15 protein-coding genes are annotated in these 13,783 nt (G+C 51.2%); 9 read left to right on the top strand and 6 right to left on the bottom strand.

Features of this window, described 5'->3' with window-relative positions:
* Positions 1-11: 11 nt before the first annotated feature.
* Positions 12-1,814, bottom strand: coding sequence for an NADPH-dependent assimilatory sulfite reductase flavoprotein subunit (cysJ, locus tag AB3Y96_RS16430; protein WP_367299723.1), 1,803 nt, complete (start codon positions 1,812-1,814; stop codon positions 12-14).
* A 488-nt stretch (positions 1,815-2,302) separates the two neighbouring features.
* On the opposite strand from cysJ, the gene queD reads away from it, so the two are divergent.
* The gene (gene queD / locus AB3Y96_RS16435; protein ID WP_008814216.1) at positions 2,303-2,662 is read left to right on the top strand and encodes a 6-carboxytetrahydropterin synthase QueD; all 360 of its coding nucleotides are present in this window, start codon (positions 2,303-2,305) and stop codon (positions 2,660-2,662) included.
* Between the two features lie 83 nt (positions 2,663-2,745).
* On the opposite strand, the gene AB3Y96_RS16440 is transcribed toward queD, so the two are convergent.
* Entirely contained in the window at positions 2,746-3,060 is a 315-nt protein-coding gene (locus AB3Y96_RS16440) for a YqjD family protein (RefSeq protein WP_367299724.1), read from the bottom strand.
* Positions 3,061-3,499: 439 nt separating this feature from the next.
* Here AB3Y96_RS16440 and alaC point away from each other — a divergent pair, with 439 nt between their 5' ends.
* The gene (gene alaC / locus AB3Y96_RS16445) at positions 3,500-4,714 is read left to right on the top strand and encodes an alanine transaminase (protein WP_367299725.1); all 1,215 of its coding nucleotides are present in this window, start codon (positions 3,500-3,502) and stop codon (positions 4,712-4,714) included.
* 143 nt (positions 4,715-4,857) lie between these two features.
* Here alaC and AB3Y96_RS16450 read toward each other — a convergent pair whose 3' ends face one another.
* Positions 4,858-5,997 (bottom strand): 3-phenylpropionate MFS transporter, encoded by a 1,140-nt coding sequence (locus tag AB3Y96_RS16450; RefSeq protein ID WP_367299726.1) that lies wholly within the window; start codon positions 5,995-5,997, stop codon positions 4,858-4,860.
* A 318-nt stretch (positions 5,998-6,315) separates the two neighbouring features.
* Here AB3Y96_RS16450 and AB3Y96_RS16455 point away from each other — a divergent pair, with 318 nt between their 5' ends.
* Positions 6,316-6,477 (top strand): hypothetical protein, encoded by a 162-nt coding sequence (locus tag AB3Y96_RS16455; protein ID WP_367299727.1) that lies wholly within the window; start codon positions 6,316-6,318, stop codon positions 6,475-6,477.
* A gap of 21 nt (positions 6,478-6,498) precedes the next feature.
* Here the strand turns inward: AB3Y96_RS16455 and AB3Y96_RS16460 are convergent, their stop codons facing one another.
* Together AB3Y96_RS16460 and queE are read right to left on the bottom strand one after the other, a co-directional pair.
* Positions 6,499-7,296, bottom strand: coding sequence for a CDP-diacylglycerol diphosphatase (locus tag AB3Y96_RS16460; RefSeq protein ID WP_367299728.1), 798 nt, complete (start codon positions 7,294-7,296; stop codon positions 6,499-6,501).
* A gap of 2 nt (positions 7,297-7,298) precedes the next feature.
* Complete coding sequence (queE, locus tag AB3Y96_RS16465) at positions 7,299-7,970, bottom strand: 7-carboxy-7-deazaguanine synthase QueE (RefSeq protein WP_061554923.1); 672 nt, start codon at positions 7,968-7,970, stop codon at positions 7,299-7,301.
* A gap of 210 nt (positions 7,971-8,180) precedes the next feature.
* Here queE and hutI point away from each other — a divergent pair, with 210 nt between their 5' ends.
* The 6 genes from hutI to AB3Y96_RS16495 all read left to right on the top strand — a co-directional run bounded on the left by hutI (position 8,181) and on the right by AB3Y96_RS16495 (position 13,223).
* Positions 8,181-9,431 carry an imidazolonepropionase gene (gene hutI / locus AB3Y96_RS16470; protein ID WP_367299729.1) on the top strand — a complete coding sequence of 417 codons (1,251 nt, stop codon included), beginning with the start codon at positions 8,181-8,183 and terminating at the stop codon, positions 9,429-9,431.
* Positions 9,428-10,381, top strand: a complete 954-nt coding sequence (gene hutG, locus AB3Y96_RS16475) for a formimidoylglutamase (RefSeq protein WP_367299730.1) — start codon at positions 9,428-9,430, stop codon at positions 10,379-10,381. The genes hutI and hutG overlap by 4 nt, the downstream gene beginning before the upstream one ends.
* Before the next feature lie 12 nt (positions 10,382-10,393).
* Positions 10,394-11,128 (top strand): histidine utilization repressor, encoded by a 735-nt coding sequence (gene hutC / locus AB3Y96_RS16480; protein ID WP_367299731.1) that lies wholly within the window; start codon positions 10,394-10,396, stop codon positions 11,126-11,128.
* The gene (locus AB3Y96_RS16485; protein ID WP_072308597.1) at positions 11,125-11,724 is read left to right on the top strand and encodes a HutD family protein; all 600 of its coding nucleotides are present in this window, start codon (positions 11,125-11,127) and stop codon (positions 11,722-11,724) included. The genes hutC and AB3Y96_RS16485 overlap by 4 nt, the downstream gene beginning before the upstream one ends.
* 129 nt (positions 11,725-11,853) lie before the next feature.
* A complete protein-coding gene (locus AB3Y96_RS16490; protein WP_025799893.1) occupies positions 11,854-12,771 on the top strand; it encodes an SPFH domain-containing protein in 918 nt (305 codons plus the stop codon).
* Entirely contained in the window at positions 12,771-13,223 is a 453-nt protein-coding gene (locus AB3Y96_RS16495) for an NfeD family protein (RefSeq protein WP_367299732.1), read from the top strand. The genes AB3Y96_RS16490 and AB3Y96_RS16495 overlap by 1 nt, the downstream gene beginning before the upstream one ends.
* A 44-nt stretch (positions 13,224-13,267) precedes the next feature.
* Here the strand turns inward: AB3Y96_RS16495 and cueR are convergent, their stop codons facing one another.
* On the bottom strand, positions 13,268-13,675 hold the full coding sequence (cueR, locus tag AB3Y96_RS16500; RefSeq protein ID WP_040044373.1) for a Cu(I)-responsive transcriptional regulator: 408 nt from the start codon (positions 13,673-13,675) through the stop codon (positions 13,268-13,270).
* Positions 13,676-13,783: the final 108 nt, after the last annotated feature.

Below are 13,783 nucleotides of genomic sequence, written 5' to 3' on the forward strand. Positions count from 1 at the left end.
TTTGCTCATTATTAGTAAACGTCCCGCTGATAGCGGCGCTCAACGCGCAGCTCACTTAAAAATTCATCGGCCTGTTCGGCATCCATTCCACCGTGTTCAGCCAATAGCTCCAGTAACGCCTGTTCAACGTCTTTCGCCATGCGGTTGGCGTCTCCGCAGACGTAAATATGTGCGCCCTGTTCGATCCAGCGCCAAACCTCGGCCCCTTGCTCACGCAGCTTGTCCTGTACATAGACTTTGTGTTTTTGATCGCGTGACCAAGCCAAATCGATACGGGATAGAACGCCGTCTTTAACGAAGCGCTGCCATTCCACCTGATAGAGAAAATCTTCGGTAAAGTGAGGGTTGCCAAAGAAAAGCCAGTTAAGGCCTTCTGCCCCTTCGGCCTCACGTTGTTGAATAAATGCACGGAACGGAGCAATGCCGGTGCCAGGGCCAATCATAATGACCGGCGTTTGCGGATTCGCAGGCAGACGGAAATTGTCGTTATGCTCAATGAAAACGCGCAGCTCGCCATCTTCTTCCAGACGATCGGCTAAGTAGCCCGAAGCACCGCCGGTGCGGGCGCGGCCATCAACCTCATAACGCACCACGCCAACGGTAATATGCACTTCGCTGCCCACTTCTTCTTGGGAGGATGCGATGGAATAAAGACGCGGCGTTAACGGGCGTAACAGCGCCACTAACTGCTCAGCGTCTAAATCTGCTGGTGCTTGGCGGATCATATCCGGCAACGGCGTGGTTTGTGCGTATTGTTGCAGCTGATGCTTATCGGCTAATAGCTCAATCAAACGCTCATCGCGCGAAAGTGCCGCGTATTTTTCCACGATAACGGTGGTGTTTTGCGTTAGCTCCAAGCGCTCTGCCAGCGCCTCTCGCAGCGTCATCGTTTGATCGTCGATGGTGACCATCTCATCGCCGGTGCGCCAAATCAGGCCAATAATTTCCTCAACCAAGTCAGGATCGTTGTGATACCACACGCCCAGCGCGTCGCCCGGCTGGTAGCTCAGACCTGATTCGCCGAGATCGATTTCGATATGACGCACGTCTTTATCAGAGTTGCGTCCGGTAATTTTTTGCTTCACCGCCAAAGAGGCCGTGAGCGGGGATTCTTTGCTGTATGGGCTGCTGACTATCTGCGCCACGCTTCCCGCCACGCTAACCTGAACCTGCGCCGCCGTTGCCTGTGGCACGCGCTGTTGCAGAACGTCTACGATCTGCTTACGCCATGCCTCTGCCGCGGATTTGAAATCAACATCGGCGTCGGCGCGGTCGAATAACCGCTCACCGCCCAGTTCTGCTAAACGGGCATCAAAATCTTTTCCGGTCTGGCAAAAGTTTTCATAAGACGTATCGCCGAGGCCAAACACCGCAAACGCCGTTCCGGCCATCTGAGGGGCTTTTTTGGAGAACAAATATTTGTGCAACGCCACGGCTTCTTCCGGCGGTTCGCCTTCCCCTTGGGTTGAAGCAACAACCAGCAGCAGCTTTTCCTGCGCGATCTGTTTGAATTTATAGTCACCCGCGTTAACCAACGTCACACCCAGACCGGCTGCGGTCAGATCGTCGCGCAGCTGCTCTGCCACCCGTCGTGCATTGCCCGTTTGCGAGGCAGAAATCACGGTAATTGAAGCCGCTGCAGCCGGTGCTGGCGTCACGGCTACCGTGCCCGGCTGTTGGTTAACCATTCCCCAGAAATAACCGGAGAGCCACGCCAGCTGGTGTGGTGAAAACTCACCAATCGCCGACTGGAGCTTTGCCAATTGCTCCGGCGTGAGTGGAAGCATGGAAGTAGGAGGAGCCTGAGTCGTCATTGCTAAGTGTTCCTTGCACAGTGATCCCTTTGGTACTTCAAGCAGCCTCAGACTTAGCTTTAAGAACCGTGGGTGTGGCGAATTGATGTAGCGCTTTTTGTAAGGTTACCTAGCTGGATAATAACAATTAAATAAGTGATGGAAATAACAAATAACCATTTGAACTAACCACTAATTCAGGTAGGTGATAGAAGCTAGGGTGTTTTAGGTTAAAACCTATAAAATCAATGAATAACAGTTAGTTATTACATAACTATTTTCATCGACTTTGCTATTGGTTTTATTCTTCACACCGAAAGGAGTCTTAATAGATAAGTTCGAAGAGTTGATAACCTGACAAAAAAATAACGGCGCAGAAATAAAACGGGCCGCCTTTTGGACATTGAAGAATAAATTTTCTGCTTATACTCAAACAATCGCGGTAAAACTACCGCCAACGGGCGCTTTCCGGTAGTATGCGCAGGTTTTTTAGGTTACGAGGCGTCATCATGACAACCACCCTGTTTAAAGATTTTCAGTTTGAGGCTGCGCACCATCTGCCACACGTTCCAGAAGGACATAAGTGTGGTCGTCTGCACGGTCATTCGTTTTTAGTACGCATTGAAATTACCGGCGAAGTGGATGCTTATACCGGCTGGGTGATGGATTTTGCCGAGCTGAAAGCGGCGTTCAAACCCATTCTGGATCGCCTCGACCACTATTATCTGAATGATATTCCTGGTCTTGAGAACCCAACCAGCGAAGTGTTAGCCCAGTGGATTTGGCAACAGCTGAAACCTGAGCTGCCATTGCTAAGCGCCGTATTAGTGAAAGAAACCTGCACCGCAGGCTGCACCTATCGCGGCTGATAGTGAGCATGGTGTGACCGGTATGGCACCGGTCACATAAATCTCTCACACATATTGCTCACGCAAATAGCGCTTGTGATTGATTAGCGTTTTGAAAGCAAGAGCCCCAGAATCAACCCCGCCGTTGCCCCAATTCCCACGCTGTGCCACGGTTTATTGCGCACATAGCCATTCACATCGCAGCAGGCATTTTTTACTCGTTCCGTCACTGGACACGGGGTATCACCGCTGATGTGCGCTTTCACCTCACGCAGCGTATCTTGTGCGCTACGACGCAGCGAAGCGATTTCATCCTGAGTTTTATCTGCCCCCTCCTGCAGCACCCCTTCCAGCGCATCCGCCAACAATGAAACCTCTTCTTCGATGGTTCGTTCAACTTTATCGGTTTTTCTAAACATAGTGTTCCCTCTTTGTTGTATCAAAATCATGTTCAAAGGATTGGCGAAAAATGATTAGCAAATTTAATGTCAGCTAACATACCCAAAATAATTGGAGTTGCATCAAGGCGGCAAAGGAGCGAGTCCCGATGAGCTTACTCCAGTAAGTGATTACTCGGCCCATCCATGGGCCTCGCCACTAGGGCCGCAGTAAACTGCGTTTAAATCTGCTCCAGGCAGATTTATCAGGTGAGCGAGAGCAGCCAACACAGATGCAGCTTCAAGTATGACGGGTATAAGCATAGTTGAAACTCAGCGATAAGGGCTCGGAGTGTTCTGGAAAGCGCGGTTTAAAAAATCCGCTCGACAGAATCTTCGGCTTCGCCTATTTTCGTTAATAGCCTGTAAACAGGCAGCGTCGCTCGGACGGTCCGGGCGCTAACGTCATCTTGAGGTATCTATGACAGACTCACGCACTCCGCGTCGTTTTACTCGTATTGATCGTCTTCCCCCTTATGTATTTAACATTACCGCTGAGCTGAAAATGGCTGCGCGCCGGCGCGGCGAAGACATTATCGATCTCAGCATGGGGAACCCAGACGGCCCAACGCCGCCGCACATCGTTGAAAAAATGTGTACGGTTGCACAGCGTGAAGATACCCACGGCTACTCCACGTCACGCGGTATTCCACGTTTACGCCGCGCGATCTCGCACTGGTATCAAGATCGCTATCAGGTCGATATCGATCCCGATAGTGAAGCCATTGTTACTATCGGATCAAAAGAGGGGCTGGCGCATTTGATGCTGGCCACGCTCGATCATGGCGATACCGTTTTAGTACCGAATCCTAGCTACCCCATTCATATTTACGGCGCGGTCATTGCGGGTGCGCAGGTGCGGTCGGTGCCGCTGGTTTCAGGCATCGACTTTTTCAACGAACTAGAACGTGCCATTCGCGAAAGTATTCCCAAGCCTAAAATGATGATTCTGGGCTTTCCTTCAAACCCTACAGCCCAGTGCGTTGAATTAGATTTCTTTGAGCGCGTCATCAAGCTGGCCAAAGAGCACGATATTTTGGTGGTACACGATTTGGCCTATGCCGACATTGTGTATGACGGCTGGAAAGCCCCTTCGATTATGCAAATCCCCGGCGCCAAAGACGTTGCCGTCGAGTTTTTCACCCTGTCGAAAAGCTACAACATGGCTGGCTGGCGCATCGGTTTTATGGTCGGCAATCCTGAGCTGGTTAACGCACTGGCACGTATCAAGAGCTACCACGACTACGGTACTTTTACTCCTTTGCAGGTGGCGGCGATTGCCGCTCTCGAAGGCGATCAGCAATGCGTGCGAGATATTGCCGAGCAATACCGTCAACGTCGCAACGTGCTGGTCAAAGGCCTGCATGAGGCCGGTTGGATGGTAGAAAACCCTAAAGCATCGATGTATGTTTGGGCAAAAATCCCCGATGCCTATGCGCAACTTGGATCGCTAGAATTTGCCAAAAAGCTGTTGGCCGATGCCAAAGTCTCCGTTTCTCCGGGGATTGGTTTTGGTGACTACGGCGATACCCACGTTCGTTTTGCGCTGATCGAAAACCAAGATCGTATTCGTCAGGCAGTACGCGGGATTAAAAGCATGTTTCGAAAAGATGGGCTGATTGCGGGTAAGTCATAAACCCTCCCGTGATATTTGGGTAATGACCCCACACTAACCCTCCCCTTTGCAGGGAGGGAACTGTGCGGTGATGTTGGTAAGAATCTCGATCGGCCCCTCCCCCCTGCCAAAGGGCAGGCTGGGAGGGGGTCTTAGCCACAAAACTAATGGCTTGTCACTTTCGGTCTGAAGAAAATCACCGGCAATACCACCAGCGCCATCGCATAGAACATGCCGCCTTGATAGTGCTCAAACAGGAAGCCTGACAGCATGGTCATGATCGCCACGCTTCCGCCCATGCCTAGCGCCGAATAAATCGCCTGTAGACGGATAACATCGCCGCCCTGCCGTGCCGAAATAAAGCGCATTGCCGCCAAATGACATACGGTGAAAGAGCCCGCATGCAGAATTTGAATCAAAATCAGCCACGGCAGCGCCGTTGTTGACCCCATTAAAATCCAACGGATCACCGCACAAAAACACGACAGTAACAGCAACTGGGAAACCGACATACGGCGGAATAAGCGCTTGCTTAATGCAAAAACGATAACCTCAGCAACAACGCCCAGCGACCACAGATAGCCAACCACCGACGCGGAATAGCCCGCCTCCTGCCAGTAGATAGTGCTAAATCCGTAATAGCCTGCATGAGCGCCTTGAAGTAAAGCGGCACACAATAAAAAACGCCATACCGGCGCTTCTTTTAATAAAATTTTCCACGGCGTGATGTCCTGCACCGCACTATCTTTTGGTGCATCCTGTGGCATATGGCGCGGTCGTAGAAGCATTCCCACCAGCATGGCCGCCAGACCCGCCCACAGGCAATACATAATGGCCTTATGCCCAAAGGCATTAACCACTTCTCCCGTTACCGCTGAGCCAATGACAAAGGCCATTGATCCCCACAGACGTACTTTGCCGTAGTCCAGCCCCACCTGACGTTGCCACGTCGCGGCCAGCGCATCGGTCAGAGGAATTAACGGCCCATAGAAGAGACTAAATCCGGCCATCACCACCAGCAGCCACGCCCATGCGGTACCAAAGGAAAATGCGATAGAACAGATCAGGGCGAGGAGAGCAATAAGACGGAGAGCGGTAATCAGTTGAGAGGTTTTTTTAACGGCGGGAGCAATGAATAAACTACCAAGGAAACGGGCTATCATCCCTGCGCCAAGCAATATGCCAATTGACTCGGGAGAAATTCCCTCACCTTGCAGCCACAAACTCCAAAACGGCAGAAATATGCCAAAAGAGAAAAAATAGGTGAAATAACTGAGTCCTAACCAACCTGCAGACGGCAACATTTTTCCTCCTTAATTTTAAACGCGTTACTTTGACAGAGGCATCCCATGCTGGCAATGAATAATGTCGCAAAATCAATTAGCAAATGACATGTACACATTCACTCATTAGTTTCTGCTCAGAGAGATTATGGAGGAAATAGGTAACATTTTTTAACGCATGTAAGCAGCTTTGTTTAGCGGTTGTATGCCAAGCGTAAACGGGGGTGAAACGGCCTCATTTTTTGTGAGAGGCGGGTCTAAATTTAGGATTTGATTGATTTTATATATCAGAATGCTGGTTAACATAGGCATCCCTGTTTTTGACTAGGAAGCCGACGAGTGACGGAATCCACTTCGTTAAACAAAATTGATGCACTTAAAGCCGAAATTAATCAGGAAATATCCATGATCGAATTCGACCTGAAGCTGCAAATTTCACATGATGCATTAGCCGATCATTCAGAGAAAGAACCCGACGTCGCGATAGAAGAGGCGTACTAAATTTGACTCCCTTTTCCCGGTTCACTGAGCCGGGATTGTTTGCAGCAGCTCACAGCGCTTATCTAACAATGACTCCACCGATGCCCTATTCCTCTCTCCCATTCCCACCCGTGTCGCCAATAAAATAAAGCCTGGCTGAGTTTCAAACGTCGTTGGCACCACCGCCACGCCATAATAGGCCAGCTGTTCAGGCGTAAGATGAAACTGATCGGCGAGCGATTTGATTGGATCCACGCCGATGAGCGCCGGCTGCTCAATGCGCTTGGCATAAAACGGATGACGCAACAGCAAATCAGGCAGCAAAGCCCATTCGCGACCAATATAAGGGCGCTCGGCTTTTAACTGGCGGCGAACGTCTTCACGTAAGCAGGTGAGATGAATATGGAGTTGATTCTGGCTGCGCCCATAGGCTGAATTTAACGCCAGCCCCAGCATATCGTCGGGAACCGGTCTGCCATATTCATACGCCAGCCGATAGCGCATCGTCCATGCGTAACCGAAATAATCCGGTGCGTCATTTTCTAGCAGTACAGGGCTCTCAATACCGATAATCCGATCATTGGGGACCAAAATGAAATGAAAGTGAAAGCGCGGGTTTTGAATCACGGTAAACGCAGATCGCCGATCGTGAGCCGGCGTATAGATCTGGGCGCAGGGCGCGGGATCGTGCTTTTGCTGATAGTTAACACGACAAACTTTATCTACCACACCCCACAGCGCGTCAGACTTGACACAGCCGGTTAGCAAAAACACCCACATCAGAAGCGCAGTGCCAAAAATCATCCGATAATTATTTAGCAGCGCGCTTCTCATCAGCATATTTAGGCGATGTTCAAATACTTATGGGTTTGCATCGACAAGCGCCAGTTGCGCGCAATACAGGTTTCAATACACAGCTTCGTCGCGCTCTCTTTTTGGCTAATCGGCTGCAGCGCGATAATGCGTTTCTTATCGTCGTGAAGTACGGAAAGTAATGCGTCTAAATCTTCAATATCGCGCTCACGTGCAACGGGGTGTTTAACCTCATCGGCGCGCACCAAAGAAGACTCCAATACTTTCATTCCGCCTTTCATGTTGACCTTTGGAGAGACGGTCACCCAGGTTGCCTCAGAGCAGCGGATTTCATGGGTGCCGCTGGTTTCAATCTGGCAGGAAAACCCATTTTGATTCAGCAATTCCGTCAACGGACGCAAATCATGGATGCAGGGTTCACCGCCAGTGATCACCACGTGGCGAGCGGTATATCCGCGCTCGCGCAGGATATCCAGCAATTGCTCAGGGCTGGCGCTGCCCCACGCATCGCTCTCTTCAGTTTTGATCAAGATTTCGTTCATGCCGATTTCTCGTTCGGGCAACTGTTCCCACGTATGTTTGGTATCACACCAGCTGCACCCTACCGGACACCCTTGCAGGCGAATAAAAATAGCCGGAACACCGGTGTAAAAACCTTCCCCTTGCAGGGTCTGGAACAGTTCGTTTATCGGATACGACATGACACTCTCATTGTTAATAAAACTTTCTTACCATAAAAAAGCTGCGCTACATTGTCGCAGATTTGCCCCCGCTAAGCCAAACACGGCGCACCTCAGCCGCACATCGCATTTGACGTCACAATTAAATAACATTTTCATCAAAAACGTTTGACACCTATCGGCCTTTCGAAAATAAATGTATATACAACTCTATACAGGTTTGGGGATGCTATGAATTTATTGGAGTCCGACGTTATTTGGCGCAACGGACGCTTAGCTACCATGAGCGCGCAGTACAAAACGCCCTATGGTGTTCTCGATCGTCATGCACTGGTGGTGCGCGATAAACATATTATAGCGGTGATCCAAGAGGATGAACTTCCCGCTCAGCATCCCCAGCAGATCGATTTACAGGATCGGCTTGTTACTCCCGGTCTTATCGACTGTCACACCCATTTGGTGTTCGGTGGCGATCGCGCCTACGAGTGGGAACAGCGCCTGAACGGGGTGTCATACACCGAAATCAGCCAGAAAGGCGGCGGAATCAATTCAACCGTGCACGCCACGCGTGATGCCTCGCCGGATACGCTGCTCAGCATCAGCCAGCAGCGTTTACAGGCTTTAATGGACGAAGGTGTGACCACGGTGGAAATGAAATCCGGCTATGGTCTGGATCTCATCAATGAAGAAAAACAGCTGCGTGTTGCCCAGCAGCTGGCTCGACAAAACGCCATCGACGTTAGCCCTACGCTACTTTCGGCACACACCACTCCGCCGGAATATCATGGCCGTTCAGACCACTATATCGATCTGATTTGTGAGGAAATCCTGCCGCAGCTGTGGGAGAAAAAACTGTTTGAATCTGTTGATGTGTTCTGCGAAAGCGTGGGTTTTTCACTTGCGCAAAGCGAAAAGCTGTTCGCGGCAGCCAAACAGCTTGGAATTCCTGTGCGTGGGCATATGGAACAGCTTTCTAATCTGGGCGGCAGCGAGCTAGTGGCTCGCTATCACGGGCTGTCGACCGACCATATTGAGCATCTAGATGAAGCGGGTATTCAAGCCTTAGCACACAGCCAAACCGTGGCGGTTCTGCTGCCCGGTGCCTTTTATTTTTTACGCGAAACCAAACGCCCTCCGGTGGATTTGCTGCGCGAATATCGCGTCCCTATGGCGGTAGCCAGCGATTTCAATCCCGGCACCAGCCCCTTTGCGTCTCTGCGCCTCGCGATGAATATGGCCTGCGTGCAATTTGGCCTCACGCCGGAAGAGGCGTGGCTAGGCGTGACTCGACATGCGGCTCAGGCATTAAATCGCCAGCACACCCACGGACAGCTTGCCGCCGGTTTTCAGGCTAATTTCGCGGTATGGGAGGCAGAAAAACCGGTTGAAGTGATTTATGAGCTGGGGCGAAATCCACTGTATCAGCGGATTTATCAAGGCCAAGCGACACAAAAACAGAGCGAAAACGAGGAAATGCAATGAGCCACTGGCAACCCACCGCTGATGATGTTTGGCAAGGGCGTAACGATCTGGCGGAGTCTCCTGAAGCATTACGCTTATTTCAAACCATTGGGCAGCACAATGAGCCCCGCCCTATCGTGTTGCTCGGTTTTGCCTGTGATGAAGGCGTTAAACGCAATCATGGCCGCACCGGTGCCGCCGCTGCCCCCGATGCGCTGCGTAAAATGCTGGCTAATCTTGCTGCGCATGCTGGACATTACCGCGTCACCGACGGCGGCACTTTGCGCGTTGGCGATACCCCGCTAGAAGAAGTGCAGGCTCAGTTTAGCCAAAAAGTCGCGCAATACCATCAGCAAGGGGTGAGAACCTTGGTCTTCGGCGGCGGTCATGAAACCGCCTTCGCTCACGGTTTAGGGCTGTATCAGGCACATCCCAACAAAACCGTCGGCATAATTAATTTTGATGCGCATCTGGATCTACGCCGCAACGACGTGGCGACGTCAGGCACGCCGTTTCGCCAGCTCGCCCATTACTGCGAGCAGAGCCAGCGACCGTTTCATTATCTCTGCGTCGGCGCTAGCCTCGCGGCAAACACGCAGGCATTGGTCACCGAGGCCAAGCGTTTGAACGTTGAGATCGTATGGGATACCGACGCGCTCACGCGATCGCTTGACGATCTGCATCGCCAGATTGGCGCATTTATGGATAAGTGTGAGATCGTCTATCTAACGATCGATCTGGATGTACTTCCTGCGTGGCAAATGCCCGGCGTCTCAGCGCCCGCCGCCGTGGGATTACCAATCGAACGACTTTTGCGGCTGGTAGGTGCGATATGTGAAAGTCCGTCATTGTGGGGAGCGGATCTGGTGGAATACAATCCCTCTTTGGATATTCAGCAATTCGGTGCCCGCACCGCGGCACGCATTGCATGGCAAATTCTACATCAATGGAACATCGGCGATTGCCCATAAGGAATGTTATCCATGACTCTTCCCGCTGATTTATCACCGCTATCAACGCCTGCGCCGCTGTATGAGCAGGTCAAAAAAATGATTACCGATAACATCAGTAACGGAGCTTGGCCGCCAAATTATCGCATTCCCTCTGAGGCCGAGCTGGTCGCGCATCTGGGATTCAGCCGCATGACCATCAATCGAGCGTTGCGGGAATTAACCCATCAAGGATTGCTGGTGCGCATGCAGGGCGTTGGCACCTTTGTTGCGGAGCCGAAAGGGCAATCTGCACTGTTCGAAGTGCACAGCATTCGCGACGAAATTCTGGCGCGCAATCACCGCCATCACTGCAAAATAATCTTGCTGGATGAAGCGCAGGCTAACAGTGAACAAGCCGCAGCGTTAAATCTCAGCGTGGGCGCGCCAATATTTCACTCTATCATCGTGCATTACGAAAATGACACGCCGGTGCAGATTGAAAATCGCTATGTAAATCCTATCGTTGCGCCTGATTACCTGCAGCAGGACTTTCTCAAAATCACGCCGCACGACTATTTATCACGCGTAGCACCACTCACCGAAGGGGAACATATTGTTGAAGCCCTGCTGCCTTCGGCTGAAGAAAGCCACTGGCTGCACATTCAGGCGAATGAACCTTGCCTATTGATCGAACGTCGAACTTGGTCTAAACATCATAATGTTACCTTTGCAAAATTGCTGTTTCCCGGAACTCGACATCGTTTAAAAGGACATTTCACCTCATGAATCAATGGCAGATCATACGATGGGCTGATTATCACGCGATGCCTTGGAAAAATGGACAAGGCGTTACGCAGGAGATCATGCGAGTGGACTCCCCAAGCGGGCGCGATTTTCGCTGGCGTTTATCCATGGCAGAAGTTTCCTCTGACGGTGATTTCTCCAGCTATACGGGATATCAGCGCATCCTTTCCATTCTGGAAGGCGATGGCTTGCAGCTAAAAATCGATGGGCGCATCGAGCCACCGATTTTGACCTGTGGGATCCAACGTTTTTCCGGCGATAGTCGCGTGAGCAGTACGCTGCTCAATGGCAAAGTGCGCGATCTGAATTTGATTTACGACCCACGCTATTATGGCGCACGCCTTCAGTGGGTGACCACCAGCCCGAAGATGCCGCCACTCCGCTGTCACGCCAGCACCATTATTTTATTCTGCCACGACGGAGAAATTTCACTGACGCCAATTGGCGGCGGCAACTCTATTACGCTTAACCGCTACGACAGCGCCGTGCTGGTCACGCCTCGCCCACAAACTCACACCGTTGATTTAGACGGTCACGGTCATCTTGGGGTCTTTGAATTAACCGGATTTGATGAATAAACCCGAGAAGTCTTAATCTTCATTAACCTAAAATGATTTATTCCTGTTAATCATGTCAGTCTTACGCACGATTGGTTAAACTATTACCAATCGTGCGGTATGAGGCCGTTCGCTAACAGGAGGTTGTCGATGTTTACCGTTATTCCCGTCTTAGTGGTTGTTGCGTTGGTCATCGTATGGTCAGGGATTAAAATCGTGCCGCAAGGCTTCCAGTGGACCGTCGAGCGCTTTGGCCGCTACACCAAAACATTAATGCCTGGCCTGAATTTAATCATTCCATTCATGGATCGCGTCGGTCGTAAGATCAACATGATGGAACAGGTTTTAGACATCCCAGCCCAAGAAATCATTTCAAAAGATAACGCCAACGTCACTATCGATGCCGTTTGCTTTATTCAGGTTATCGACCCTGCGCGCGCCGCCTATGAGGTGAGCAATTTAGAACGCGCCATCGTCAATTTAACCATGACAAATTTTCGAACAGTTCTGGGCTCGATGGAACTGGATGAAATGCTGTCACAGCGCGACCACATCAATGGTCGTTTGCTGCATATCGTTGATGAAGCCACCAATCCTTGGGGCGTAAAAGTGACGCGTATTGAAATCCGCGACGTGCGTCCACCGGTCGAACTGGTTGCCTCCATGAACGCCCAGATGAAAGCCGAGCGAACCAAACGTGCAGATATTCTCGAAGCGGAAGGTGTACGTCAGGCAGCCATTTTGCGTGCCGAAGGTGAAAAGCAGTCTCAGATCCTGAAAGCCGAAGGTGAACGCCAGTCCGCATTCTTGCAGGCAGAAGCGCGCGAACGTGCCGCTGAAGCTGAAGCTCAGGCCACCAAAATGGTGTCAGAGGCGATTGCCGCTGGGAACATTCAGGCGATTAACTATTTCGTGGCACAAAAATATACTGACGCGCTGCAAAAAATCGGTTCTGCCACTAACAGCAAAGTGATCATGATGCCGCTGGAAGCCAGCAACCTGATGGGCTCCATCGGCGGTATCGCTGAATTGCTGAAAGAAACAGGCCCCGTTAAAGGCAAATCATAATGATTGATTACATTGCCCAAAATCCGCATGGTTTTTGGCTGTCGCTGGGCGGTGTGCTACTAGCTGCGGAGTTGTTAGGCGCTGGCGGGTATCTGCTGTGGTGCGGCATTTCAGCCCTATTGGTCGGCCTGCTAACGTGGGTACTGCCATTTGGCTGGGAATGGCAGGCCACGCTGTTTGCGATCCTCACTGTCGCCACCGCGCTACTATGGTGGCGCTGGTTACGGCGCAGTCAGCCGGTAGCAAGAAATAATGATGATCTGCTTAATCAACGTAGCCGACAGCTTATTGGTGCGCGAGCCACGCTTGAAGCCCCTATCGTCAACGGCAATGGACGCATTCGTATCGGCGACAGCAGCTGGCGAGTGACCTGTTCGCAGGAGTTACCGATCGGGGCCGTTGTAGAAGTTATCGACGTAGAAGGTATTACGTTAGTGGTGAAAAGTATTTAAGTTGCTCTCTCCCCCGCGCAGAGGTTTGCCGGGGGAAAAGCCACTTACGCCTTATGTCCATGGCAGCAACCCGCCAGATTATTAATGATCGGACAATCTGCACTTTCATCGCCGGGGCACTCATCGGCTAACGCCATCAATCGGTGGCGCATTTGCTGCAATTCTTCAATATGCCGTTCCAGTTCGGCCACTTTCTCTAACGTGCGCCGCTTAACGTCAGCGCTGTGGCGGCTTTTGTCATGAAAAAGCCCTACCAGTTCACGGCATTCGTCCAGCGTAAAGCCCACCTGCCGCGCCTGCCGCAGCAACGTGAGCTCTTCAATATGTTTTTCACCGTAGAACCGATAGCCATTGTCAGCGCGGTTTGGCGCGGTCATCAGCCCCTTTTCTTCATAAAAACGGATAGTTTTACTGGTGAGTCCGGTTTTCTTGGCAACCTCACTGATGTTCATTCTGCCTCCCCTCTTGACCTTACCCTTGCAGGAAGGTTTAAGCTTAGTCCAAGTGAAGAATACCATGTGATTCGCCCACCAACACCACGTGTTCGCAGGGCAATACCC

The sequence above is a fragment of the Hafnia alvei genome, assembly GCF_964063325.1.
In the GTDB taxonomy this organism is placed as follows: Bacteria; Pseudomonadota; Gammaproteobacteria; order Enterobacterales; family Enterobacteriaceae; genus Hafnia; species Hafnia alvei_B.